18 protein-coding genes are annotated in these 24,944 nt (G+C 59.6%); 12 read left to right on the top strand and 6 right to left on the bottom strand.

Annotation, left to right across the window (positions count from 1 at the left end; translation table 11 throughout):
• The first annotated feature begins 60 nt into the window (after positions 1–60).
• From QOL82_RS00730 to QOL82_RS00740, 3 genes are read left to right on the top strand one after another with little or no spacing between them, the layout of a single operon-like run.
• Positions 61–879, top strand: a complete 819-nt coding sequence (locus tag QOL82_RS00730) for an ABC transporter permease (RefSeq protein WP_283440304.1) — start codon at positions 61–63, stop codon at positions 877–879.
• Positions 869–2,233: an ABC transporter ATP-binding protein gene (locus QOL82_RS00735; protein ID WP_283440305.1), complete on the top strand. Its 1,365-nt coding sequence runs from the start codon at positions 869–871 to the stop codon at positions 2,231–2,233. Before QOL82_RS00730 ends, QOL82_RS00735 begins: the two co-directional genes overlap by 11 nt.
• A gap of 60 nt (positions 2,234–2,293) precedes the next feature.
• The gene (locus QOL82_RS00740) at positions 2,294–5,059 is read left to right on the top strand and encodes a glycosyltransferase family protein (protein WP_283440306.1); all 2,766 of its coding nucleotides are present in this window, start codon (positions 2,294–2,296) and stop codon (positions 5,057–5,059) included.
• A 496-nt stretch (positions 5,060–5,555) separates the two neighbouring features.
• Here the strand turns inward: QOL82_RS00740 and QOL82_RS00745 are convergent, their stop codons facing one another.
• Positions 5,556–6,359, bottom strand: coding sequence for a glycosyltransferase family protein (locus QOL82_RS00745; RefSeq protein ID WP_283440307.1), 804 nt, complete (start codon positions 6,357–6,359; stop codon positions 5,556–5,558).
• A 391-nt stretch (positions 6,360–6,750) separates the two neighbouring features.
• Between QOL82_RS00745 and QOL82_RS00750 the strand changes: the two genes are divergently transcribed.
• From QOL82_RS00750 to QOL82_RS00785, 8 genes are all read left to right on the top strand, one after another.
• Positions 6,751–7,719, top strand: coding sequence for a UDP-glucose 4-epimerase family protein (locus tag QOL82_RS00750; RefSeq protein ID WP_283440308.1), 969 nt, complete (start codon positions 6,751–6,753; stop codon positions 7,717–7,719).
• Positions 7,716–8,276, top strand: coding sequence for a sugar transferase (locus QOL82_RS00755; RefSeq protein WP_283440309.1), 561 nt, complete (start codon positions 7,716–7,718; stop codon positions 8,274–8,276). The genes QOL82_RS00750 and QOL82_RS00755 overlap by 4 nt, the downstream gene beginning before the upstream one ends.
• 121 nt (positions 8,277–8,397) lie before the next feature.
• On the top strand, positions 8,398–10,338 hold the full coding sequence (locus QOL82_RS00760; RefSeq protein ID WP_283440310.1) for a polysaccharide biosynthesis protein: 1,941 nt from the start codon (positions 8,398–8,400) through the stop codon (positions 10,336–10,338).
• An 83-nt stretch (positions 10,339–10,421) separates the two neighbouring features.
• Positions 10,422–11,798: a phosphomannomutase/phosphoglucomutase gene (locus QOL82_RS00765; RefSeq protein ID WP_283440311.1), complete on the top strand. Its 1,377-nt coding sequence runs from the start codon at positions 10,422–10,424 to the stop codon at positions 11,796–11,798.
• Positions 11,799–11,845: 47 nt separating this feature from the next.
• Entirely contained in the window at positions 11,846–12,835 is a 990-nt protein-coding gene (gene waaC / locus QOL82_RS00770; protein WP_283440312.1) for a lipopolysaccharide heptosyltransferase I, read from the top strand.
• 32 nt (positions 12,836–12,867) lie between these two features.
• Positions 12,868–13,737 (top strand): Kdo hydroxylase KdoO, encoded by an 870-nt coding sequence (kdoO, locus tag QOL82_RS00775; protein WP_283440313.1) that lies wholly within the window; start codon positions 12,868–12,870, stop codon positions 13,735–13,737.
• Positions 13,737–15,005, top strand: coding sequence for a lipid IV(A) 3-deoxy-D-manno-octulosonic acid transferase (gene waaA / locus QOL82_RS00780; RefSeq protein WP_283440314.1), 1,269 nt, complete (start codon positions 13,737–13,739; stop codon positions 15,003–15,005). Before kdoO ends, waaA begins: the two co-directional genes overlap by 1 nt.
• 5 nt (positions 15,006–15,010) lie before the next feature.
• A complete protein-coding gene (locus QOL82_RS00785; RefSeq protein WP_283440315.1) occupies positions 15,011–15,172 on the top strand; it encodes an oxidoreductase-like domain-containing protein in 162 nt (53 codons plus the stop codon).
• Between the two features lie 177 nt (positions 15,173–15,349).
• Here QOL82_RS00785 and QOL82_RS00790 read toward each other — a convergent pair whose 3' ends face one another.
• The 5 genes from QOL82_RS00790 to QOL82_RS00810 all read right to left on the bottom strand — a co-directional run bounded on the left by QOL82_RS00790 (position 15,350) and on the right by QOL82_RS00810 (position 24,004).
• On the bottom strand, positions 15,350–16,528 hold the full coding sequence (locus QOL82_RS00790; protein ID WP_283440316.1) for a Fic family protein: 1,179 nt from the start codon (positions 16,526–16,528) through the stop codon (positions 15,350–15,352).
• Positions 16,529–16,598: 70 nt separating this feature from the next.
• On the bottom strand, positions 16,599–17,981 hold the full coding sequence (locus QOL82_RS00795; RefSeq protein ID WP_283440317.1) for a peptide MFS transporter: 1,383 nt from the start codon (positions 17,979–17,981) through the stop codon (positions 16,599–16,601).
• Between the two features lie 237 nt (positions 17,982–18,218).
• Positions 18,219–19,631: an efflux transporter outer membrane subunit gene (locus tag QOL82_RS00800; RefSeq protein WP_283440318.1), complete on the bottom strand. Its 1,413-nt coding sequence runs from the start codon at positions 19,629–19,631 to the stop codon at positions 18,219–18,221.
• Positions 19,628–22,780: an efflux RND transporter permease subunit gene (locus tag QOL82_RS00805; protein WP_283440319.1), complete on the bottom strand. Its 3,153-nt coding sequence runs from the start codon at positions 22,778–22,780 to the stop codon at positions 19,628–19,630. The genes QOL82_RS00800 and QOL82_RS00805 overlap by 4 nt, the downstream gene beginning before the upstream one ends.
• Before the next feature lie 12 nt (positions 22,781–22,792).
• On the bottom strand, positions 22,793–24,004 hold the full coding sequence (locus tag QOL82_RS00810; protein WP_283440320.1) for an efflux RND transporter periplasmic adaptor subunit: 1,212 nt from the start codon (positions 24,002–24,004) through the stop codon (positions 22,793–22,795).
• A gap of 221 nt (positions 24,005–24,225) precedes the next feature.
• Here QOL82_RS00810 and QOL82_RS00815 point away from each other — a divergent pair, with 221 nt between their 5' ends.
• Positions 24,226–24,879, top strand: a complete 654-nt coding sequence (locus QOL82_RS00815; protein ID WP_283440321.1) for a TetR family transcriptional regulator — start codon at positions 24,226–24,228, stop codon at positions 24,877–24,879.
• Positions 24,880–24,944 lie beyond the last annotated feature (65 nt).

Consider the following 24,944-nt stretch of genomic DNA (forward strand, 5'->3'; position numbering starts at 1 on the left):
GCGTAACTATCTCCATGATATGCCCTTAGCCATTATGTTAGGTTAACGAAATAACACGAAATGCAACATTATTCTATTTCACCAAATGAAGCGATTGTAAGTTTCTGGAAAAATCGCAACCTGATTAGTACTCTTGTACAACGGGATGTAATCGGGCGCTACCGTGGATCTGTAATGGGAATATTATGGTCTTTTTTTAACCCGGTTTTCATGCTACTTGTGTATACATTTGTTTTTAGCGTGGTATTCAAAGCTAAATGGAATGCAGGTAGTGACTCCAAAACGGAATTTGCATTGGTGCTTTTTGCTGGATTAATTGTCTTTAACTTATTTTCAGAATGTATCAGTCGTGCTCCTACATTGATACTGTCTAACGTCAATTATGTTAAAAAAGTCGTGTTTCCACTCGAAATTCTTCCTTGGGTTGTTCTTGGTTCAGCGTTGTTTCATACCGTTATAAGTCTTTTAGTATGGCTAGTAGCATATTTAATTTTTTTTGGTATGCCAAATTTAACTGTTCTATTGCTTCCTCTAATATTTTTCCCATTGATCATGTTTATTATGGGGGTTTCATGGACCTTGGCTTCGCTTGGTGTATACCTTCGGGATGTTAGCCAATTCGTGAGTGTCATCACAACAGTTTTAATGTTCCTTTCGCCAATTTTCTACCCGATAGGCGCATTGCCGGAACAGTATCAAAAATTTTTGTTGATCAACCCACTAACAACTGCCATTGAAAATACGAGAGCAATATTGTTCTGGGGAAAAGTGCCCGACATGGGTATTTTTGCAATCTATGTGTTCGGCGCACTGACGATTGCTTGGCTCGGATTTGCCTGGTTCCAAAAAACCCGGAAAGGCTTTGCAGATGTCATCTGAAATAGCAATAAGCGTAAATAATTTAAGTAAGTGTTACAACATTTACAACAAACCTCATGATCGACTTAAACAGTCAATTTATCCGCGGTTGCTTCGACTGCTAAACCGTCCTGATAGAAAATTTTATCGAGAATTTTGGGCACTAAAAGACATTAATTTCGAGATCAAGAAAGGACAGACTGTAGGAATTGTAGGTCGAAATGGAAGCGGCAAGTCGACATTGCTGCAGCTCATATGCGGAACATTAAATCCAACCTCCGGAACTGTCCAGACGAACGGACGTATCGCGGCGCTTTTAGAACTTGGATCCGGCTTCAATCCAGAGTTCACTGGTCGCGAAAATGTTTACATGAATGCGGCGATAATCGGATTAAGTCGTACTGAAATTGAAGAGCGATTTGCCGATATTATTGCATTTGCTGATATCGGTGAATTTATTGAACAGCCGGTAAAGACATATTCCAGCGGCATGTTAGTACGCCTCGCTTTTGCTGTAATTGCCCATGTTAGTGCAGATATATTAATTGTTGACGAAGCACTTGCTGTAGGCGATGCATTTTTTACTCAAAAATGCATGCGGTTTCTACGTGAATTTATGAAATCTGGAACGGTTCTTTTTGTAAGTCATGATACTGCATCGGTCAAGAACCTATGTAACTATGCAATTTGGCTGGAAAATGGCGAGATGATTCAAACCGGGAGCCCTAAAGATATTTGCGAAGGTTACCTGCAGAAATTTTATGAATCGCAACAAGGCGCAGTGCATAAGAAAAATACCGCACAACTTTCCAAAAAATCTGACAGCAGGCAACTGGAATGGAAAGATCAAAGACTGGAGTTTATTAACGCCGGGAATTTACGAAATGACTTGGAGATTTTCAAGTTTAATACAGAGGCAGGATCATTTGGAAAAGGCGGCGCGTCTATCGTTGGTGTTTCATTTGTCAATGCCGACGGGAAACCACTCTCATGGGTCGTTGGTGGTGAAGATGTTGCGTTGAGGATTCAAGTGCAAGTGAACGAAATGCTCGATTCGCCAATTGTTGGATTTTCAATCAAGGATCGACTAGGCCAGGTGTTGTTTGGTGATAATACCTATTTGACCTATTTCGATGCGCCTCTATTGTGCAATCCCGGAGACGAACTACAGGCTGAATTTTCTTTTTCCATGCCTAGACTGCCAGTTGGAAACTATACAGTGGAAGTTGCTATAGCCAATGGCACTCAGCAGGACCATATACAACATCATTGGATTCGGGATGCCTTGTTTTTTAAATCTGAATCTACAAGTGTTGCTGCAGGCTTGGTGGGAATACCAATGAGAACGGTACAACTTACGGTCAGTAATTCATAAAGCCAGATACCTATTTTATAGCATCGACATACTAATATCTCATTTTACTGTAGGACAATAATGGCACATCTGCAGCAACGTAATTTTTGTGAATCGGTCAAATTAAGATTTCCTCAATATTTTTCCAGTGTATTTGCGCTCGACATCGGGTCATTGGATATAAATGGAAATAACCAGTTTTTATTTGACTCCAATAGCATATTTCTTGGTGTCGATGTCGCTATTGGAAGAAACGTGGACGTTGTGTGTTCTGCTTCCAATGTGAAGTTACCTGACCAGACGTTCGATACGATAGTTTCAACTGAATGCCTTGAACACGACAGGGATTGGGTAGCTACTCTTCATAATTCCATTCGATTACTACGCGGCGGTGGACTTCTTTTACTAACCTGCGCTACGACTGGTCGACCAGAGCATGGGACTCGTCGAACTACTCCTCAGGATGCGCCATTGCTTGCAGCAGTAGATGACGAATGGGCTGATTACTATCGAAATCTTACCGAACAGGATATCCGCAATGCGGTTAATGTCGATCAAGAATTTCAATTTTTTGAATTTTCTGTAAATCATGAAACCAAAGATCTGTACTTTTTCGGTATAAAGAAAGGTTTATTTGAAAACAGAAGAGACCGATCGATAAACTTGCCATCTCATCCTGTGCGAATTCTTCAAAATGATCTGGAGTCGAGATTGCAAAGGGCGTTTGAAGAGTTACACAGTACTCGGGCGCAAGTAAATTATTTAGTAAGCCAATTAAAAAACGACGAAAATAGAGAGCTAATCCGTGACGGAAAAGCAGAGCAGGACTTTTGTTTTGGATCTAAGATTGTTTCAGAGGAATTGGAACTAGCTAAAGATAAAATAAATAGTCTAGAAGCTTTGCTAAAGAGTGAAGTTGAACATAATTTTTCATATAATGAAAAAATCGAGGAATATAAAAAATTAATAGATAGTTTAAACGAAAAGCTAGATGCTGAATCGGTGATCCGTGAACAACTGCAGAATAGAGCAAATCGGTTTGAAGAAGAGTTAATTATATTGCAATCTTCAGTAGTTCAATTTCAAAGCTCCCATTCAGAGGTATCACAGGAATTAGCGAAAGTTTATCGATCAAAATCTTGGGCGGTTACTCATCCGTTAAGGGCGGTTATGACCACCGCGAACGCGATACCTAATCTTTCGAGAAGAGTAAGAAATGGAATCCGCTACATCGCCAAGGGTGACTTTGACGGGCTGAAAAAGCGGGTTCGTTATTATCGGACAGATTCGGCTCTACAATCCTCGCAAAAATCTGGGCCCCCACAGCGATGGGGAGTAATGGCAACACTGCATACATTGTTTATCGCTGAATTAGTTGCAAAGCGACTGCGCCATCATGGTTGGGAAGTAGATATTCTGACAAGTTCTCAGAGCGAATATCTGCATGATATGTATATCGTAATTTGCCCGCAAATGTTTGATGTTCTGCCACCTGGAGAAAAGCGAATTTGCTACCAAATGGAGCAGTCAGTCACGTCGCGGTGGTTCAAAGAAGATTATTTGAATACCCTTGAAAACTCACTTGCTGTTTTGGATTATGCCCTTTCCAACATCGAGTATATGTCAACTAAGGGGATTTCGTACCCACACGTTCATTACCTTCCTGTTGGCGCAAATGCTTCTTATTCACAGAATTTTGATAAAAAAGAAAAAATTTACGATATCTTGTTTTACGGAGATGCAAAAAGTTCTCCGCGCCGGAATGAATTGCTGAAATATATCCGGAAGCATTTTAATGTGAAGATATGTGGAGATACATTTGGTCCAAAAATGGTTGATGAAATACTGTCAGCTCGTGTAGTGGTTAATATTCATTATTATGAAAATGCCTTGCTTGAAATGCCTCGGATTCAAGAATGTTTATCCTTGGGTATCCCGGTAGTTTCCGAGTCGGCGCAAGATCAGGCTAATTATCCCGAAATAGAAGGTGGCGTAATCTTCTTCGATCAGGGTAACCAAGATGAAATGATCAAAGCGCTGCAAAACGCTATAGAAAATCCTCAATCTATCAGCGAAGTGCAAGCTGCAGCCTATCGTGGTGAAAAGCTCTTTGATTTTATGTTTGATCGTTTTTTGGTGGCAATGAATTTTCTGCCATCGTCATATATACAGCAACTTCAGTTGCCACTGCCTAATTCCAGCGAGCCAGTAGCGCTATCACTTCCAGAGACAGTTGTCAGGCGCAATATTTTCAATATCGAAAAACCTAAGGATTGCTTAGTATTTTCTGGAATTCGACGTCATCCTGGTTGGATAGGTTGTGGCTTGAGTTACAAGGCGCTTGCTCAGCACGCTGTTCGGACAGGGAAAAAGCAGTTAACGGTCATGGAAGACGATGTTCTTTTGCCTAGCGATTATGACGTAAAACTTTCCGTTATAAGAAATTATCTGTCTTCAAAAAAAGATGAATGGGATGTTTTTGCAGGTGTAATAGCACTTTTGCATCCGGAGACCAAAATTCTTGCAGTAGAGATTTTTGATGGAGTTACATTTCTTACCATCGATAGAATGACGAGCATGGTATTCAATATATATAACGAGAAAGCGCTACGCATTCTAGCTACTTGGAATCCAGAAAATATAGATCCACACACTAATACTATTGATAGGTTTATTGAAAGCCAAATCAATCTCAAGGTTGTTGTTGCTCTTCCTTTTTTTGTTGGGCATCGAGAGGACGTTCATTCAACGTTATGGGGATTTCAGAATTCACATTATCTTGAGATTATAGGAGACAGTGAAAAGAAATTAATGAGTATGTTGAAAGAATACAATCTTAAACATTAAGAGAGAGTCCACTTAATCCTGCAGCATGCGTCTTATTCGGTTCTCAATGGGCGCATTTCCAATGTTCATGTTTGTGTATTCAAATTCTTTTTGATTTATTGATGATTAATATGAGTTTGATCCAAGATTTTCGGTTATATAAAGCAGGCAGAGGGACTAAGTCGTGAGCCGTCTTCCAACAAGGCTTTGAATTGTGAAAACTAGTTTAAGATAAATTTTATAGCGATTTAATCAAGACTTAGTCTGACGATATTCGTGCTAATTTTGATAGCTTTTTAATAAGAAATTTTCCTTTCGGTTGACTAAAATTTTTGGTTGTGGCTGCCGAAATCATATTGGAGGCGAATCGGTTTTAGGCTCGCGCCACCACAATCGCATTTTTATAACGATCTGGTGGGTAAACCTGATGGAGTTGTCTGTAGTAAAGCACGTAGCGCGTCTCGTTTTTTTATTATTTTTCTTTGGAAAAACCGACTGGTTACATTTTTCGCTTCCCTTAGTCTCGTGAGGCTTTGCCAGCCATGTCCTTCAGCTTGAGCGTTATATACGCTCGTGACGTAAAAAACTTGAAAGCACTGGAAGAATGCCAAGATAGGAACCGGAGATTTCGATGGCTTTCTCTTCGTGCGTCATGAATGGCAGCAACTTCCGGCGTCACAATTATGTCTACTCCATGTAGCCGGGCCCGTGCACAAAAGTCCACATCTTCGTAATAGAGAAAGTATCTTTCCGATAGGCCTTCCAACATCACATAGATGTGACGTGGAACTACGAGGAACATGCCGGCGATCCAGTCCGGATAAAGCAGCGCATCCCGCATGGGAAGGGCGGGCAGTCTTAATCGAATGCCTAGCAACTTGGCTGCGGCCTTTTTTGCCAAGCCAAATGGACTCGGGAAAAAGCGTGCGCTGTCTTCCAGTTCGTTGTGAGTATTCCGGATGATTGGCGCACAAATGGCATTCGAGTTAGTCTCAAGAACAGAAAGCAGAACTGCGAAAGGATCTTCTGGAAGTCGAATATCTGGATTAAGAACGACGTAATGCTTGCCGCTGGACTTATGGAATGCCGTGTTATGGTTGGCAGCAAAACCTTTGGGCGAGTCATTTATCACGGCCAGTATTGGAAACGGAAAAGCTGCAGGATCGACCGCATTATCTTCCTGTTTCAAATTCCATGTGACTATCACCTCGATGTCAGTGCGTCTGATTCTAGTCAGATCAGCGAGAAGAGCCAAAACGAGGTCCCGATGGCCGTGGCTGACAATTGAAAGCGAAAATATGATTGGTTGTTTCGGGGGCATTGTTTCTTTATTACGGGGACCCATACGGTCAGCTGTATTTAATTGAAAAATAGGCAAAGCGTTGAGTAGGCGAACAATCAGGCGAACGACCTATCGATTTATTAGACAACTTGCCAAATTGAAGCCTGTGCCCACTTGCTCACTGCGCATGTTTGAATAGAAAAGTATACTTGATAAGCTTGGCGGATATGTTGGAGAAGCATTGCGCGTCGAAGTGGACCGCAGCGCTATGCCGTTCTTGCAATAATCAAGCAGGTCTTGGCTGGGACATTTTTGAGACAAGGTGTTCTACCGAAACGTACAAGGGTCGGCGTTTGCCAGAATCAACAAATTAGCTGTGTGACATGATCCGTACAATATTACGCTGGACGATACAGAGATCAAATTAGCCATGGAAAAATTGCTGGTAACCGGCGCAACTGGCCTCGTAGGCGCATCGCTGTGCCATACGCTTCTGGCGCGCGGTATCTCATTCGTCCCATGCGTGCGCAAGCTGCCGTCGACCCAGTCGCCCGGACCAGCAATGTTTGAAACCGGGGATCTATCCGTCGCCGTAGACTGGACGCCTGCGCTTGCCGGCTGCACGGTCGTCGTACACCTTGCAGCCCGAGTGCACATGATGCAAGAGCAGGCTGCGGACCCGGAAGCGGTTTATCGAGCAATGAACGTGGACGCGACCATGCGACTGGCCGAACAGGCAGCAGCGCAGGGCGTCCGCCGCTTCATCTTCGTCAGCAGCGTGAAGGTAAATGGCGAGCACACGCTGAGCCAGCCGTTCCGCGCAAACGACCCTCCAGCGCCGGAAGATGCCTACGGCCGGTCCAAGCTGGCAGCTGAATTGGCGCTGCAGGCCTGGGCGGCCAGGACCGGGACCGAACTGGTAATCGTCAGGCCGCCGCTGGTGTATGGACCGGGTGTGCGCGCCAATTTCTTGCGGCTGATGCAGTTGGTGAAGTCGGGCGTGCCGCTGCCGCTGGGCAACGTCAGGAATAGTCGTAGCGTGGTTGCGCTTGGGAATCTGGTCGATTTCCTGTTGTTGTGCGCCAGTCATCCGGGCGCGGCTGGCGCTACCTGGATGGTGTCGGACAACCGCGACCTGAGTTTGCCGGAACTGATTACCTTAATCGCAACGGCAATGGGCCGGCCAGCCCGTTTGCTGCCAGTTCCCACCGGCCTGCTCGCGGCAGGCGCGAGTCTGCTGGGTCGTCGCGCTGCTGCCGGTCGCCTGCTCGACTCGCTTCAAGTGGACGTAAGGCCTGCGCTCGACCGGCTAGGTTGGACGCCACCGCTCGATGTCGAAACGGGTATCCGGCTTGCCGTTGCGCCGCTGCTAAATCCCTATCCGATAGCTGATCAATGAAACGCATTACCGACTTCTGCATGGCGCTGCTACTGTCCGCGGTTTGCCTGCTTCCATGTGTGCTGATCGCGCTGCTTGTACGCCTGACCTCCCCCGGGCCCGCCCTCTACTGGTCCGACCGCGTCGGCCGCAAAAATGCCATCTTCCGCATGCCCAAGTTCCGCACCATGCGCATCGATACGCCGGCCGTCGCAACTCATTTGCTCGGCGATCCAGACCGTTTCCTGACGCCGATCGGCTCCTTTCTGCGTAAAAGCAGCCTGGACGAGTTGCCGCAGTTGTGGAGCATCCTTTGGGGCGACATGAGTTTCGTCGGACCGCGCCCCGCCTTGTTTAACCAGCACGACCTGGTCGCGCTGCGCACCCAGTTCCAGGTTGACGAGTTGCTGCCCGGGTTGACGGGTTGGGCGCAGGTGAATGGACGCGATGAACTCGCAATACCGGACAAGGTGAAACTGGATGCCGAATATCTGGCACGACAGTCGTGGCTGTTCGATCTAAAAATCCTTTTCATGACTTTCATTAAAGTTGTCAGGCGAGATGGGGTGACACATTAATAAAATGCCAAGTAAAACGTTCCGTTGTTCAACACGTCCGAGCCGGCGCTTGGCGGTGCTTCAAGACCATTCACCGCACCAGGCAGGTAAAATGCCCCCTCCAATGCCTAAAACACCATAAATGAGAGCCGTACTAGAACTATCCCGGATCAAGAAGCAGCTGTTGGCTGCCAGCATCGACTCCATCATGCTGCCGCTCATCTTCTTCCTGGCGATATGGCTGCGCTACGATGTCGTCGACATGACGCTGATGCGCCGGTACTGGTGGCTGATGCTGGCTATCCCTGTGGTATCCATCCCCATCTTCATCCGCACCGGCCTCTACCGGGCCATGATCCGCTTCATCGACCAGAAAATCGTCTACGTCGTCGTGTTAGGCGTCACCGTGTCACTGGTCGTACTTGTCACCACCGCCGCCATCGCCACCCGACTCGAAGGCCTGTCCCGCGGCGTATTCGGCATTTACTGGATCAGCGCAATCCTATACATGGTCGCCGGCCGCTTCATCGCTCGCGGCTACTTTATTCGTGTAATGGGCCCGATAGGTGGCACCCGCGTCGCCATCTACGGCGCCGGCGAAGCCGGCATCCAGCTTGCCAGCGCGCTCAGGCTGGTCCCGGACTACGCCCCGGTCGCCTTCATCGACGACAGCCGCGACCTGCAGGGCGCCACCATCGCCGGCATTCGCGTCTACAGTTCGCGCAACCTCGAAGACCTGATCGCCAAGCGCTCGATCAAGGAAATCCTGGTGGCCATGCCGTCCCTGACGCGCAGCCAGCAGAAAACCATCCTCAACCGGCTCGAGCCGCTGAAGGTCAAGACCCGGGTGACGCCGCCGGTGGGCAGCCTGCTATCCGGCCAGCTCCGGCTGCAGGACGTGCGCGACATCGAGATCGAGGACTTGCTGGGGCGCGATCCGGTGGCGCCGGACATGGCGCTCCTAGGCAGCTGCATCACCGGCAAGACGGTCATGGTGACCGGCGCTGGCGGCTCCATCGGCTCCGAACTGTGCCGGCAGATCATCCGCCTGAAGCCTGCGCGGATGCTGCTTCTGGAAAGCTCGGAGTACGCGCTGTATTCGATCGAGCAGGAACTGCAGGCAATGCGGCAGTCGCTGATGTTGGATAGCCAGGTCGAACTGCTGCCTTTCCTGGGCACGGTGCTCGACCAGCAGAAATGCACGCGCATCTTGCAGACCTTCGGCGCGGATACGATCTACCATGCCGCCGCTTACAAGCACGTGCCGCTGGTCGAGCACAATCCGGTCGAGGGCATACGCAACAATGTGTTCGGCACGCTGTCCATCGCGCGTGCGGCGATGGAGGCCAGGGTAGGGCGCTTCGTGCTGATCTCGACCGACAAGGCGGTGCGGCCGACCAATGTGATGGGCTGCACCAAGCGCATGGCCGAGCTGATCCTGCAGGCCTTTGCACGCGAGCAAAAGCACACCCGGTTTTGCATGGTACGGTTCGGTAATGTGCTCGGTTCATCGGGCTCGGTGGTGCCGCTGTTTCATAGCCAGATCATGGCCGGTGGTCCGATCACGGTGACGCATCCGGAAATCACGCGCTACTTCATGACCATCTCGGAAGCCGCGCAGCTGGTGCTGCAGGCGGGCGGCATGGGCGAGGGCGGCGATGTGTTCGTGCTCGACATGGGCGAGCCTGTCCGCATCATGGACCTGGCCAAGCGCATGGTCCACCTGAGCGGTCTCGAGGTGAAGACCGACGCCACGCCCGAAGGCACGATCGAGATCCGCCAGATCGGCTTGCGTCCGGGTGAAAAGCTGTATGAGGAATTGCTGATCGGCGCGAATGCGCAGGGCACCGGGCATCCGCTGATCATGCGGGCGCAGGAGGCGGAAATACCGTGGTCCGAACTGCTGGCCGACCTGGAGCGGCTCAACGACGCCTGCGCCCGTTTCGACTATGAAGCGGTGCGGGCGATACTGCTCGATGTCGTGTCCGAATATGCGCCGCAGTGCGGGATCGAGGATTTTGTCTGGAGCGCGCAGCGCAAGCCGGCCAAGCTGGAAACGGCGCGCATCCGCGCGGTGAAATAGCGTTGCCCGAACAATCAGTGATGTCGCCGCGCCGGTATACTGCCGGCGTTTTTGTCCAACCTGAAATGCAGTACCCCTAAACCATGCTCACACTCTCTCCTTCCATATTCAAGGCCTACGACATCCGCGGCATCATCGGCAAGACGCTGGACGAATCGGTGGCCCGTCGCATCGGTCAGGCCTTCGGCACCGCGGTGCGCGCCAAGGGCGAAACCACGGTCGTGATCGGCCGCGATGGCCGCCTGTCCGGCCCCGGCCTGTCGGCCGCGCTGGCGGAAGGCCTGCAGGCGTCGGGCGTGGACGTGATCGACATCGGCGTGGTCGCTACGCCCATGGTCTACTTCGCCACCAGCACGCTGGAAGCGCGCTCGGGCATCATGGTCACCGGCAGCCACAATCCGCCGGACTACAACGGCTTCAAGATGGTGCTGTCGGGCGAAGCGATCTACGGTGACGCCATCACCGCGCTGTACCGCACGATAGACAGCAACGGCTATGCGACGGGGCAGGGCAGCTACCGGGAGCACAATATCCGCGAAGCCTACCTGCAGCGCATCATCGGCGACATCAAGCTGGCGCGACCGATGAAGATCGTCATCGATGCCGGCAACGGCGTGGCGGGCGCTTTCGCCGGCGACCTGTACCGCGGCCTGGGCTGCGAAGTCACCGAGCTGTTCTGCGAGGTCGACGGCAACTTTCCCAACCATCACCCGGACCCGGCGCATGTCGAAAACCTGCAGGACCTGATCCAGGCGCTGAAGACGTCCGACGCCGAACTCGGCCTGGCCTTCGACGGCGACGGCGACCGCCTCGGCGTGGTCACCAAGGACGGCCAGGTGATCTTCCCGGACCGCCAGCTGATGCTGTTCGCGAAGGACGTGCTGACCCGCCATCCCGGCGAAAAAATCCTGTACGACGTCAAGTGCACGCGGCACCTCGCGAGCTGGGTCACCGAGAACGGCGGCGAGCCGCTGATGTGGAAGACCGGCCATTCGCTGGTCAAGGCCAAGATGCGCGAGACCGAAGCGCCGCTGGGCGGCGAGATGAGCGGCCATATCTTCTTCAAGGACCGCTGGTACGGCTTCGACGACGGCCTGTATGCCGGCGCCCGCCTGCTGGAGTTGATGAGCCGCGAGACCGACCCGTCGGCCGTGCTCAATGCGCTGCCGCAGTCGACCAGCACGCCCGAGCTGCAGCTGAAGCTCAATGAAGGCGAGAACTTCGCGCTGATCGAGAAGCTGCAGAAGGAAGCGACGTTCCCGGGTTCGGACCAGGTCATCACCATCGACGGCCTGCGCGTCGAATACCCGGACGGCTTCGGCCTGGCCCGCTCGTCCAACACCACGCCGGTGGTGGTGATGCGCTTCGAGGCCGAGAACGACGCGGCGCTGGCGCGCATCCAGGCCGAGTTCAAGCGCGTGATCCAGGCTGCGAAGCCTGACGCAGCCCTGCCTTACTGAAGGGGCTGCATGCGGCAGGCAGGTTCACCCGGTGCGGTGGCGGCGGCGTGAACATCCTGATCGTGCGGGTGTCTTCGCTGGGCGACGTGGTGCATAACATGCCCATGCTCGCCGACCTGCGCCGCCACGTGCCGGACGCCCGGATCGACTGGGTGGTCGAGGAGTCGTATGCGAGCCTGGTGCGCCTCAACGACACGGTGCGCAACGTGATCCCGTTCGCGTTGCGGCGCTGGCGCAAGCACCTGGGCGACCCTGCCACCCGCGCCGAGATGCGCGCATTCCGCGACGCGCTGCGCGCGACATCCTACGACCTCGTGCTCGACACCCAGGGCCTGATCAAGACCGGTATCGTGATGCGCATGGCGCGGCTCGCGCCCGGCGGGCGGCGCATCGGCCTGGCCAATGCGACCGAGGGTTCCGGCTACGAGGCGCTGTCGCGCATCTTCCATACCGAGAGCGTGCCGGTCGGACGCCGTACGCACGCGGTGCAGCGGGCGCGGGAAGTGGCCGCGGCGGCGCTGGGTTATGCGGTGGAAGGGCCGGCCGACTTCAACCTGGGCGCGCCGGACCTCCAGCCGGCCTGGCTGCCGGCGCAACCGTATGCGGTCTTCTTTCATGGCACGGCGCGCGCGGCCAAGCAGTGGCCGGAAGCGAGCTGGATCGCGCTCGGCCGGCAACTCGTTGCGCACGGGCTGGCGCTGCTGCTGCCGTGGGGCAGCGCGGCCGAGCATGACGCGGCGCGCCGCATCGCGGCCGGGATTCCGGGAGCGCAGGTGCTGCCGAAGCTGCCGCTGATGGAGGCCGTGACGCTGGCGCAGCGGGCCGCGCTGGCGGTGGGCGTCGACACCGGGCTGACCCATATCGCAGCGGCCTTCGAGCGGCCGACGGTGGAGCTGTATTGCGACTCGCCGCGCTGGAAGACCGAGGGCAACTGGTCGCCGCGCATCGTCAACCTGGGCGACGCCGGCGCGCCGCCGGACGTGGCGCAGGCCGCGGCGGCGGCGCTGGCGCTGCTGGACCGGCACCCGGCCGGCTGACCCAACATGGTGCGACAGGCATAATACGGCTGATGGAACAGCAAATCATCGACATTGACTCGGGCGCATTGCAGGACGGCGCTCCCAACCCGGACTGGATCGCGGCAGTGGAGGCCGGCAAGGTGCTGCATTTCCCGCACCGGCCCTTCGTGCTGCAGGACCACGAGCAGGCTTTCCTGACGCCGGCGGTGCGCGACCCCAAGGTGCGCAACATCAGCCTGGACGACCGCGGCGGGTTGAAAGGCACGGTGCTGGAAGGCGCGCAGCAGACGCAGCTGGCGGCGATGGTGGGACGCTTCCGTGCCGAGGCGCATGCGCTGGTGGCCGCGCTGCTGCCGGCCTACACTGGCGTGCTGCGCGCCGCGCCCACGAGCTACCGGCCGGCGCAGGTCGAGACGCGCGCGCAGTCGTGGCGCGCGGACGACCGGCGGCTGCATGTCGACGCGTTCCCGTCGCGGCCCAATTACGGCGAGCGCATCCTGCGCGTGTTCACCAACATCAACCCGGAAGACCGGCCGCGCGTCTGGCGTGTCGGCGAGCCGTTCGAGGCGGTGGCCAGCCATTTCCTGCCGCGGCTGAAGCCGTACTCGCGCATGCAGGCACGGCTGCTGCGGGCGCTGCGCGTGACCAAGTCGCTGCGCAGCGAATACGACCACCTGATGCTGCAGCTGCATGACGCGATGAAGTCCGACCTCGATTACCAGCGCGATGCGCGGCAGCAGACCATGCCGTTCGCGCCTGGCGCGGTCTGGGTCTGCTTCTCGGACCAGACCTCCCATGCGGTCATGTCCGGCCAGTACATGCTGGAGCAGACCTTTCATCTCCCCGCGGACGCCCAGTACGACACGGCGTCCAGTCCCCTTGCCATATTGACGCGGCTGACAGGCCGGAATCTCATCTGATGCGCTGGTTTTATTCTCTTCTGTGGTGGGTCAGCCTGCCCCTGGTGCTGCTGCGCCTGTGGTGGCGCGGCCGCAAGGAACCGGGCTACCGGCAACATATCGCCGAGCGGCTGGGTTTTTACGACGGGCCGGCGCCTGTCGTCGACGGCCGGCTGGTCTGGCTGCATGCGGTGTCGGTCGGCGAGACCCGCGCCGCGGAGCCGCTGATCCGCGAACTGCTGGACGTGTTTCCCGACTGCGCTCTGCTGCTCACGCACATGACGCCGACCGGCCGCGCCGCTGGCCGCGAGCTGTACGCCAAGTACGGCGAGCGGCTGCACCAGGTCTATCTGCCCTACGACACCGGCTGGATGGTGAAGCGCTTCCTCCGGCATTTCACGCCGCGCCTGTGCATCCTGATGGAGACCGAGGTGTGGCCCAACCTGATCGCGCAATGCAATGCGCACCAGGTGCCGGTGGCGCTGGTCAATGCGCGGCTGTCGGAGCGTTCGCTGGCGCGCGCCGGCCGCTTCGGCGGGCTGCTGCAGCAGGCGGCGCAGGGCATCGCCTTCATCGCCGCGCAGACCGAGGCCGACGCCGAACGGCTGCGCAAGGCTGGCGCGGCCAGCGTCGAGGTCACCGGCAACATCAAGTTCGACGTCTGCCCGACGCCGGCCATGCTGGACGCCGGCGCGGCGATGCATACCCGTTTCGGTTCGCGCCGCGTGCTGCTGTGCGCCAGCACCCGCGAGGGCGAGGAAACGCTGATCCTCGACGCGCTGGCGGAGGCCCCGCTGGGCGAGGCGCTGCTGGTGCTGGTGCCGCGCCATCCACAGCGCTTCGACGATGTCGCGCGCGAGATCGAGGCGCGCGGCCTGACCTACCGGCGGCGCTCGTCGCTGGGCTATGAGGTCCCGCCCGACGTGCAGGTGGTGCTGGGCGACTCGATGGGCGAGATGTTTGCCTATTACGTTGCGGCCGACCTGGCCTTCATCGGCGGCAGCCTGCTGCCGCTGGGCGGGCAGAACCTGATCGAGGCCTGCGCGGTCGGCACCCCGGTGCTGATCGGCGAGCATACCTTCAACTTTGCCGCGGTCAGCAATGACGCGGTGACCGAAGGCGCAGCGATCCGCGTGCAGGACGCCACGGCGATGCTGCAGCAGGCCGCGGCGCTGCTGGCCGACGACGACACCCGCCGCGCGATGGGCATGCGCGCGCGGGAATACGCGCTGCAGCACCGCGGCGCGACTGCGCGCACCGTGTGGCTGCTGGCGCCGCTGCTGGGTTGACGACGATGGCCGACGCCCAGGACCCGCGGCCGACGCCGCCGGAACAGCCCGACGACAGCGAATGCTGCCGCAGCGGCTGCGACCCGTGCATCTTCGACCTGTACCAGCAGGAGCTGGAGGAATATCGGCTGAAACTGAAGGAGTGGGAAGCGCGGCAGGCGGGGTAGGGTGCGGGTTCGCATGCGTTCATTGCCCTCATACCCTTTCCAAGCTGCGGCAAACCGGATGAAAGCGATGGTTCCGATTCCCGTACGGTGCAATGCGCTGGCGCTTGTTACACCGTACCGGTTTTCATCGCACCCTGGGAGCCGGGGCGGGTATTGATCGGGCGAGTGGATGCTTTTCTATTGTTCCGCGGCTGACGCCGAACCCCACCCCTCGATATTCATCACATACCGGGTCGACCTTCCGGCCCCATCCTGCCGCAGCAGCCCGGCATGCGCCAGTTCGATCAGGTCGCGCGATGACGTGGCGCGCGAGGCGCCGGTCAGGTGCTCGTATTTCCGCGTGCTCATGCCGCCTTCGTAGCCGTCCGGCCCCGCGTCCAGAAGCGCATTGATCGCCTTGCGCTGGCGCGGCGTCAGTTCCCTGTCGCGATGGCTGTACCAGAACCGGGCTTTCTCCAGCGATGCATCCATCACCGCCGACGCCGCTTCGCAGGCAGCGCGGACCTGGGCGATGAACCAGGCAGTCCAGCCGGTCACATCCAGTGGGCCGTGCTGGGCGCGTTCGAGTTCGCCGTAGTAGTCGGCGCGCTTTTCCAGCAGGCGCTGCGAGATGCGTATCAGCCGGCTGGCTTCGCCGCTGTCGCGCGCCAGCGCCAGGTCGATCAGCACGCGGCCGACCCGGCCGTTGCCGTCCTCGAATGGGTGCACGGTTTCCAGCCACAGGTGGGCGAGGGCGGCGCGGGCCAGGTTGTCGGGGCCGTCCGGCTGGTTGAACCAGGCGATCAGCCTGTCCATCTCGGCGGGTACCTGCATCGACGGCGGCGCCTCGTAGTGGACTGTCTCGCGGCCCGGCCTGCCGCTGACGATCTGCATCGGTTCCGCATGGTCGCGGTAGGCGCCGGTCCGTATCCGGCTCATGCCTGAAAAACCGGTAGGAAACAGCGCAGCCTGCCAGGCCTGCAGCCGCTCGTGGCTCAGCGGAGCGGCAGCGTTCTCAAGCGCGTCGTCCATGGTGTCCAGCAGACCGTCGACATGCCGGAGCGCTGCCGGACCGCCATTGCCGGCAATGCCCAGCCTGCGGGCAACCGATGAGCGCACCGCCAGCAGGTCCAGCCGCTCACCCTCGATGGCGGCGGTGGAGGCCGCTTCCTGCGTCCAGGCCTCTGCCGCCAGTTCCCGGCGCTGCAGCAGCCCGAGCGCGGCGAGCTTTCCTTCAACTACGCCCTGGGCGCGCCGGGCAAGCGCCGATTCGGCCGCGATGCGGTCTCGGTCGTAGTACATGTTCGGCCAGCCGGGCTGCTGCCAGATCGGGTTCTTGAGAGACACGATGGCGGAAACGGTGAGTGAATGAGGCAATCATAGCAAATAATCGACTCATCCGATGAGTCGATTAACTCCCTGAATCGACTCACGCCGGCAACCGGAATCACACCCCGCGCACCGTGTGCCGCAAGCTTCTCGCCAGCAGCAACAGCATGCCCGTCGCCGCCAGCGAGAGCGCGATCATGATGCCGAAGAAGTTTTCCGGCCCCAGTTTCTGGTAGTAGCTGCCGAGGTAGCCCGCCAGGTAATTGCCGAAGAAGCTGGCCAGCAGCCAGACGCCCATCATCATCGAGACGATCCTTGCCGGCGCCATCTTCGTCACGAAAGACAGGCCGACCGGCGACAGGTAGATCTCGCCGACGGTGAAGAAAAACACGCAGGCGAACAGCCAGAGCCAGTGCAGTTTCTGGCCAGCCGGCAGGCCGTGGAGCAGGAAAAGCAGCAGCCCGAAACCGGCGCCCATGATGACGCAGCCCAGGCCCATCTTCGTGATGCTCGCGGGTTCCGCGCCGCGCGCGGACTGCCATCGCCAGTAGCGGTTCAGGAAGGGCGTCAGCACGAAAATCAGCAGCGGGTTGAATGACTGGAACCAGCTCGACGGCATGGTCCATCCGAAAACACGCCAGTCGGCCTGCCGGTCCGCCAGCAGCTGCAGCGTATTGCCCTGCTGTTCGTAGATGCCCCAGAACAGCACGGTGACGGCGCATACCGTCATCAGCGCAATGAGCCGCTTCCATTCATCCCGACTCAGCGGTTCGCGGCTGCGCGGCGCGGCATTGGCGGCGTTCATCGTCGCGCGCAATTCCGGGCCGAGATGTTTCTGGCCCAGATGGAATACCGCGATCGCGACGATCATGCCGACGCCTGCGGCGCCGAAACCGTAGTGCCAGCCGATTTTCTGCCCGAGCGTTCCGCACACCAGCGGCGCGAGAAAGGCGCCGAGATTCACGCCCATGTAGAAGATCATGTAGGCGCGGTCCCGCCGCGGATCGGCTGGCGCGTACAGGCCGCCGACCTGCGTCGAGATATTCGGCTTGAAGAAACCGTTGCCGACGATCAGGAACAGCAGCGCCAGCAGGAACAGGCGTTCGCTCGCCATCAGGAAATGGCCGATGCCCATCAGCAGGGCGCCCCAGTAGACCGAACGTTTCTGGCCGAGGTACTGGTCCGCGATCAGCCCGCCGAATACCGGGGTCAGATACACCAGGCCGGTATAAAGCCCGTAGATCTGGCTGGACAGCGCCTGGTTCGTCAATGGGCCGAACACCGATTCGATGCCGGCGCGCAGCAGCGGGAAGCCAACCACCTCCTTGCCCTTTTCGATCTCGGCGAACAGGTAGCCGGTCATGTACAGCACCAGCAGCGAACGCATGCCGTAGTAGGAAAACCGCTCCCACATCTCGGTGAAGAACAGCACGAACAGCCCCCTGGGGTGGCCCAGGATATCGTTGCCTGGTGCGACTGGAATGCTGCCGGGATGGGTCACGCGGTCTCCTTGAGGTTGGCAGTAAGCGCCTGGGGAAATCCAGCGCCTGTGCGGGCCGCTGGACGTCACCGGAACGGCATCGCCGGCGAAAGATGATAGGCGCATGGCCGCCGGGCGCAAGCGCTGTTCCAGCGCGCCATTAATAGAGTGGCATCGCCGCCCCGAACGTCGCCGGCCCAATAAAAAAAGCCGCATGCTGTTCAGGCATGCGGCTTCCTCGCGTCGAATGCAAGATGCCTACTCGACCTTCAGGCCGCCTCCCAACGTCCGGTAGACGTCGACCGCGTTGGTCAGACGCAGCAGCCTGGTCTGCACCAGGCTCTGCTCCGCGGTGAACAGCTCGCGCTGCGCGTCCAGCACGTCCAGCGAACTGGCCACGCCGGCGCGGAAACGCTGGTCGGCCAGGCTCAGGCGGTCGGCCTGGGCTTCGCGCACCAGGCGCTGTGCCTCGACCTGCTCATCCAGCGTGCCTCGGGCCACCAGCGTGTCGGCGGCTTCGCGGAATGCGGTCTGTATCGTCCGCTCGTAGTCGGTGACGGCGAGGTCGCGGCGCACCAGCGCAAGGTCGAGGTTGCCGCGGTTGCGGCCGGCGTCAAAGATCGGCAATGCGATCTGCGGCGTGAACGACCATGACATCGACCCGGCGTCGAACAGCCCGGACAGCGCGGTGCTGGCGGTGCCCAGCGCAGCGGTCAGCGAGATGCGCGGGAAAAAGGCCGCGCGGGCTGCGCCGATATTGGCATTGGCCGCCACCAGCCGCGACTCAGCGGCGCGGATGTCGGGCCGGTTGGTCAGCAGGTCCGACGGCAGCCCGGCCGGGATCGCGGTGACCACGTTCTGCGACGACAGGTCGCCGCCTTCCGGCAGGTCGCCCAGCGGCCGGCCGGCCAGCAGCGTCAGCGCATTGCGCGCCTGCGCCTGCTGCCGCTGCAGCTGCAGCACCGAGACCCGGGCCGACTGCACCAGGGTTTCATTGAGCCGCAGGTCCAGCGCCGACGAGGCGCCCACATCGAAACGCTGCTTGGCCAGCTTGTAGCCCTGCTCGCGGCCTTCCAGCGTGCGGCGCGCCAGCACCAGCTGTTCGCCGGCGCCGAGCTCGGACAGGTAGGCCTTGGCGGTTTCCGCGACCAGGCTGATCTGCGCGGCGCGCTGCGCTTCCTCGGTCGCCAGGTAGGCGGCGAGCGCGGCTTCGTTCAGGCTGCGCACCCGGCCGAAGAAATCGAGCTCGAATGCGGACAGGTTGAGGCCGACCTGGTAGACATTCGCCAGCAGCGGCCGGCCGGTGGCCGAGACGCCGCCCGGCGTGCGGCTGCGGCTGCCGCTGGCGCCGGCGCTTACATTGGGCAGCAGGTCGGCCGACTGGATGTTGTACTGCGCGCGGGCTTCCTCGATGCGCAGCGCGGCGGTGCGCAGGTCGCGGTTGTTGTCCAGCGCGCTGGCGATCAGCGCCTGCAGGCGGGCGTCCGGGAAGAACTCGCGCCAGCCGATGTCGACCGCGGCGCGGTTGGCGCCGGTGGACGGGGACGCATGCGGCGGGAATTCCGCCGCCACCGGGGCGGCGGGGCGCACCAGTTCAGGCGTCAGCGAGCAGCCGGCGATCATCGCCGCCGCGGCTGCCGCCAGCAGCAGGCGGGCAGGGGTTGTCATCATATTTGTTCCTCTTCAGGATGAAGGCGGTGGGACGCGTACATCTTGCGCTGGCGCTCGCTGCCCTTGAACAGCTTGCGCACCACCACGAAGAATATCGGCACCAGGAAAACGGCCAGCACGGTCGCGGTGATCATGCCGCCCATCACGCCGGTGCCGATGGCGCGCTGGCTTGCCGAGCCGGCGCCGGTGGCCACGACCAGCGGCAGCACGCCGAGGATGAAGGCCAGCGAGGTCATGATGATGGGGCGGAAGCGCAGGTGCACCGCTTCCAGCGTGGCGTCGATCAGGTTCATGCCCTCGGCCTGCAGGTCCTTCGCGAACTCGATGATCAGGATCGCGTTCTTGGCCGACAGGCCGATGATGGCGATCAGGCCGACCTTGAAGTAGACGTCGTTGGGCAGTTCGCGCATGGTCGCGCCGAGCAGCGCGCCGAGCAGGCCCAGCGGCACCACCAGGATCACGGCCAGCGGGATCGTCGTGCTTTCATACAGCGCCGCCAGCACCAGGAACACCGCCAGCAGCGACAGCGCGAACAGCGCCGGCGCCTGCGAGCCGGAGGTCTTTTCCTCCAGCGACTGGCCGGTCCATTCGTAGCCGAAGCCGGCCGGCAGCTGGCCCGCCAGTTTTTCCATCTCGGTCAGCGCCTCGCCGGTGCTGCGACCCGGCGCGGCATTGCCGGAGATTTTCATCGCCGGGTAGCCGTTGTAGCGGGTCAGCTGCACCGGCCCGGTGGTCCAGGCGGTGCTGGAGAAGGACGAGAACGGCACCATGTCGCCGGCGGCGTTGCGCGCATACAGCCTGCCGATGTCTTCCGGCTGCAGCCTGTCCTCGGCGTCGGCCTGGACGATCACCCGCTGCAGGCGGCCGGCGTTCGGGAAGTCGTTGATGTACGACGAGCCGAAGGCGGTCGACAGCGTGGCGTTGATGTCGGCGAATGCGACGCCCAGCGCATTGGCCTTGTCGCGGTCGACATTGAGCTGCAGCTGCGGCGTGTCTTCCAGTCCTTCCGGACGCACGCCGGCCAGCACCGGGCTCTTGCCCGCCATGCCCAGCAGCTGGTTGCGCGCGGCCAGCAGCGCGTCGTGGCCGAGGCCGGCGCGGTCCTGCAGCCGGAAGGTGAAGCCGGTTGCATTGCCCAGCTCGGGGATGGGCGGCGGGTTGACCGGGAAGATGATCGCGTCCTTGATCTGCGACAGCGCGCCGAACGCGCGGCCGACGATGGAGGTTACCGACTGGTCGGCGTCCTTGCGCTCGTCCCACGGGATGAAGGGCGTGAATGCCAGGCCGGCATTCTGGCCGCTGCCCGAGAAGCTGAAGCCGCGCACCGCGACGATGTGGGCGACATTCTTTTCCTTCATGTAGTACTGCTCGACCTGCTGGATCACGCCCTCGGTGCGGCTGGCGGACGCGCCCGGCGGCAGCTGGATGTTGGTCACCGCATAGCCCTGGTCTTCGGCCGGCAGGAAGGACGTCGGCAGGCGCGCATACAGCAGGCCGACGCACACCAGGATCAGGCCATATACCAGCATGTAGCGGCCGGCCGTGCGCAGCATGCGGGCGACGAAGCCCTGGTAGCTGGTCGCGGTGCGGCTGAAGCCGCGGTTGAACCAGCCGAAGAAGCCGCGCTTCTCGACGTGGTGGCCCTTTTCCACCGGCTTCAGGATGGTCGCGCACAGCGCCGGCGTCAGCGTCAGCGCCAGCAGCGCCGAGAACATCATCGACGACACCATCGACACCGTGAACTGGCGGTAGATCGCGCCGACCGCGCCGCCGAAGAAGGCCATAGGGATGAACACCGCCACCAGCACCAGCGTGATGCCGATGATGGCGCCGGTGATCTGGCCCATGGCCTTGCGGGTCGCGTCGCGCGGCGACAGGCCTTCCTCGCTCATGATGCGTTCGACGTTCTCCACCACCACGATGGCGTCGTCGACCAGGATGCCGATTGCCAGCACCATGCCGAACATGGTCAGCACGTTGATCGAGTAGCCGAAGGCGGCCATGGTGGCGAACGTGCCCAGCAGCGCCACCGGCACCACGATGGTGGGAATGAGCGTGTAGCGGAAGTTCTGCAGGAACAGGTACATCACCAGGAAGACGAGGATGATGGCCTCGACCAGCGTCTTGACCACTTCCTCGATCGAGATCTTGACGAACTGCGAGGTGTCGTAGGGGATTTCATACTTCACGCCCTGCGGGAAGAACTTCGACAGCTCGGCCATCTTGGCCTTCACCAGCTCGGCGGTCTGCAGCGCGTTCGCGGTCGGCGACAGCTGCACGCCGATGGCCGCGGTGGGCTTGCCGTCCAGCCGGGCGGCGGTCGCATAGGCCTGGCCGCCGATCTCGATGCGGGCGACGTCGGACAGGCGCACGGTCGAGCCGTCCGGATTGGCGCGCAGCACGATCTGGCCGAACTGCTCGGCCGACGTCAGCTGGCCGCTGACGACGACCTGGGCCGAGATCTGCTGGTTGCCCGGGCTGGGCAGGTCGCCCAGCGTGCCGGACGCGACCTGCGCATTCTGGTTGCGGATCGCGGTCGAGACGTCGGCGGTGCTGAGCTTGAAGCCGACCAGCTTGGCCGGGTCGATCCAGATCCGCATCGCGCGCTCGGTGCCGAACAGCTGCGCCTGGCCCACGCCCGGCACGCGCCGGATTTCATTGAGCACGTTGCGCGACAGGTAGTCGCCCAGCGCCACCGGGTCGAGCCGGCCGTCGGTCGACGACAGCGTGGTGAAGAGCAGGAAGTTGGCGCGCGACTTGGTGACCTGCACGCCCTGCTGCCGCACCGAGTCCGGCAGCCGCGGTTCGACCCGCTTCATGCGGTTCTGCACGTCCACCGCCGCCAGGTCCGGGTTGGTGCCGGGCAGGAAGGTGGCGGTGACCGCGGTCGTGCCGTTGGACTGGCTCTGCGACTCGATGTACTGCAGGCCGTCGGCGCCATTGAGTTCCTGCTCGATCAGGCTGGTCACGCTGTCGTCGAGGATGGCGGCCGATGCGCCAGGGTAGGTCGCATTGATGACGATGGACGGCGGCGCGATGGTCGGGTACTGCGAGATCGGCAGCGTGCGCATGCACAGCAGGCCGGCAAGCACGATGAAGAGTGCGATCACCCAGGCGAAGACCGGGCGATCGATGAAAAATTTTGCCATGGTGCGGCTTCCTTATTTCGTATTGGCAGGCGGAGCTGCCGCTGCTGCCGCGGCAACCGGCGTCGCCGCATTGCCGGCGGCGGGCTTCCACGGCACCGGCTTGACCGGCGCGCCGGGCTGGACTTTCTGCAGGCCTTCGACGATGACGACGTCGCCCTGCTTCAGGCCGTCGGTGACGATCCACTTGTCGCCCTGGGCGCTGCCGGTCTTGATCGGACGCGGCGCGACCTTGCCGTCCGCGCCGACCGTCATTACCGACGCGCCATTGTTATCGCGCTGCACCGCCTGCTGCGGCACCGTGATGGCCGACTCGTTGACCGCCTGCTCCAGCCGCGCCCGCACGTACATGCCGGGCAGCAGGAAGCGGTCGGGATTGGGGAATTCGGCGCGCAGCGTGACCGCGCCCGAACTCTGGTCCACCGCCAGGTCGGAGAACAGCAGCTTGCCGGTCTGCGGATAGGGCGTGCCGTCCTCGGTCACCAGCGAGACGCTGGCCTGGTCGCGGCCCACGGTCTTGAGCTTGCCGGCGGACATGGCCTGGCGCAGCTTCAGCAGTTCGCTGGACGACTGGGTCAGGTTGACGTAGATCGGGTCGAGCTGCTGGATGGTGGCCATCGGCGTGGCTTCGCCCTGGCCGACCAGCGCGCCCTCGGTCACCTGGGCGCGGCCGATGCGGCCCGAGATCGGCGCGGTCACGGTCGCGTAGCCGAGGTTGAGGCTGGCCGTCTGCTGGCTGGCGCGGGCGGCTTCGAGGTCGGCCTGGGCCTGCTTCTGCGCAGCCAGCGCGTCGTCGTATTCCTGGCGGCTGATCGCGTTGGTCTGCACCAGCGGACGGTAGCGGTTGACCTTCAGCGTGGCCTGCGCCAGGTTGGCCTCGGCGCGCGAGCGCGCAGCCTGGACGTTGGAAAGCGCCGCCTGCAGCGACGCCGGGTCGATGCGGAACAGCACGGTGCCGGCCTTCACGTCGCTGCCCTCGGTAAACAGCCGCTTCTGCACGATGCCCGGCACGCGTGCCCGGACCTGCGCGGTGCGGGTGGCTTCAAGCCGGCCTGGCAATTCGTTGGTGATGGCCACGCGCTCCGGCGCCACGGTGACTACCGAGACCTCGGGCGGCGGCATGGCGGCAGGCTTGGCCTGGGCGTCGGGTTTCTTGTCGCCGCATGCGCCCAGCGCCAGCAGCGCAAGGGTGGCGGCTGCCAAGGAAGAGGTTCGGAAGACTGTCATGAATATCTCGCACAAAAAAGAACCGTGGTGGCGCACGGCGGGTTGGCCTGGAACAAGGGTGTAAACGAAAGACGGAGCGACGGGCGCTCGCGCCGTCTGAGTGATGAAAACGGGCGAGGCCGGCGGGAAAGTTTGGTATTATATATACATTCATGAATGTATGTTTAAGTCGCCTGATAACTATTTGCCGTTCCGGCAAGGGGGCAGGTGACCGGGATTGTATGGCCAGATCAACCAAGGAAGAAGCGCTCGAAACCCGCAACCGCATCCTCGATGCGGCCGAGGATGTATTCCATGCGAACGGCGTTTCGCGCACGTCGCTTGCCGATGTCGCGGAAGCCGCCGGCGTCAGCCGCGGCGCCATCTACTGGCACTTCAAGAACAAGAGCGACCTGTTCGACGCAATGTGCGAACGGGTCAGGCTGCCGATGGAGGACATGGCCGCCGCCGGCAAGGACGCGCGCGAGGCCGACCCGCTGGCGCAGCTGCGCAAGACCATCCTGTTCGTGCTCAGCGAAGTCCGGCACAACCCGCATTCGCGCAAGGTGCTGGGCATCGTCTTCCACAAATGCGAGTTCGTCGAGGCGGCGGGGCCGATCATCGAGCGACAGCAGGATGTGTTCCTGCGCGGCCGCGCCGACCTGCAAACCATCCTCTGCAACGCGGTCAGGCGCGACCAGCTGCCGGCCGACCTCGACACCGCGCTTGCCAGCATCATGCTGCAGGCCCAGATCGACGGCTTGATCAATATCTCTCTTTTCACGCCCGACAGCGCCGACTTCGACGCCCATGCCGGCCGCATGGTCGACGCCGCGATCGAGATGCTGCGCTGCGCGCCGTCGCTGCGCATGCCGCAGGCCGCCGCGCACGGCTGAAGGCGGGGCGGCCCGCCGCCCGGCCGATCGCCTGTGATCCATGTCTTCCCGTCATCGCATGCCCA

The sequence above is a fragment of the Noviherbaspirillum suwonense genome (assembly GCF_900182955.1).
Classification (GTDB): Bacteria; Pseudomonadota; Gammaproteobacteria; order Burkholderiales; family Burkholderiaceae_D; genus Noviherbaspirillum_A; species Noviherbaspirillum_A suwonense.

What these genes read in the sequence shown, in the direction of transcription:
- QOL82_RS00730 (WP_283440304.1), top strand. Translation starts at nt 61, where the DNA reads ATGCAACATTATTCTATTTCACCAAATGAAGCGATTGTAAGTTTCTGG.
- QOL82_RS00735 (WP_283440305.1), top strand. Translation starts at nt 869, where the DNA reads ATGTCATCTGAAATAGCAATAAGCGTAAATAATTTAAGTAAGTGTTAC.
- QOL82_RS00740 (WP_283440306.1), top strand. Translation starts at nt 2,294, where the DNA reads ATGGCACATCTGCAGCAACGTAATTTTTGTGAATCGGTCAAATTAAGA.
- QOL82_RS00745 (WP_283440307.1), bottom strand. Translation starts at nt 6,359, where the DNA reads ATGCCCCCGAAACAACCAATCATATTTTCGCTTTCAATTGTCAGCCAC.
- QOL82_RS00750 (WP_283440308.1), top strand. Translation starts at nt 6,751, where the DNA reads ATGGAAAAATTGCTGGTAACCGGCGCAACTGGCCTCGTAGGCGCATCG.
- QOL82_RS00755 (WP_283440309.1), top strand. Translation starts at nt 7,716, where the DNA reads ATGAAACGCATTACCGACTTCTGCATGGCGCTGCTACTGTCCGCGGTT.
- QOL82_RS00760 (WP_283440310.1), top strand. Translation starts at nt 8,398, where the DNA reads ATGAGAGCCGTACTAGAACTATCCCGGATCAAGAAGCAGCTGTTGGCT.
- QOL82_RS00765 (WP_283440311.1), top strand. Translation starts at nt 10,422, where the DNA reads ATGCTCACACTCTCTCCTTCCATATTCAAGGCCTACGACATCCGCGGC.
- kdoO (WP_283440313.1), top strand. Translation starts at nt 12,868, where the DNA reads ATGGAACAGCAAATCATCGACATTGACTCGGGCGCATTGCAGGACGGC.
- waaA (WP_283440314.1), top strand. Translation starts at nt 13,737, where the DNA reads ATGCGCTGGTTTTATTCTCTTCTGTGGTGGGTCAGCCTGCCCCTGGTG.
- QOL82_RS00785 (WP_283440315.1), top strand. Translation starts at nt 15,011, where the DNA reads ATGGCCGACGCCCAGGACCCGCGGCCGACGCCGCCGGAACAGCCCGAC.
- QOL82_RS00800 (WP_283440318.1), bottom strand. Translation starts at nt 19,631, where the DNA reads ATGATGACAACCCCTGCCCGCCTGCTGCTGGCGGCAGCCGCGGCGGCG.
- QOL82_RS00805 (WP_283440319.1), bottom strand. Translation starts at nt 22,780, where the DNA reads ATGGCAAAATTTTTCATCGATCGCCCGGTCTTCGCCTGGGTGATCGCA.
- QOL82_RS00810 (WP_283440320.1), bottom strand. Translation starts at nt 24,004, where the DNA reads ATGACAGTCTTCCGAACCTCTTCCTTGGCAGCCGCCACCCTTGCGCTG.
- QOL82_RS00815 (WP_283440321.1), top strand. Translation starts at nt 24,226, where the DNA reads ATGGCCAGATCAACCAAGGAAGAAGCGCTCGAAACCCGCAACCGCATC.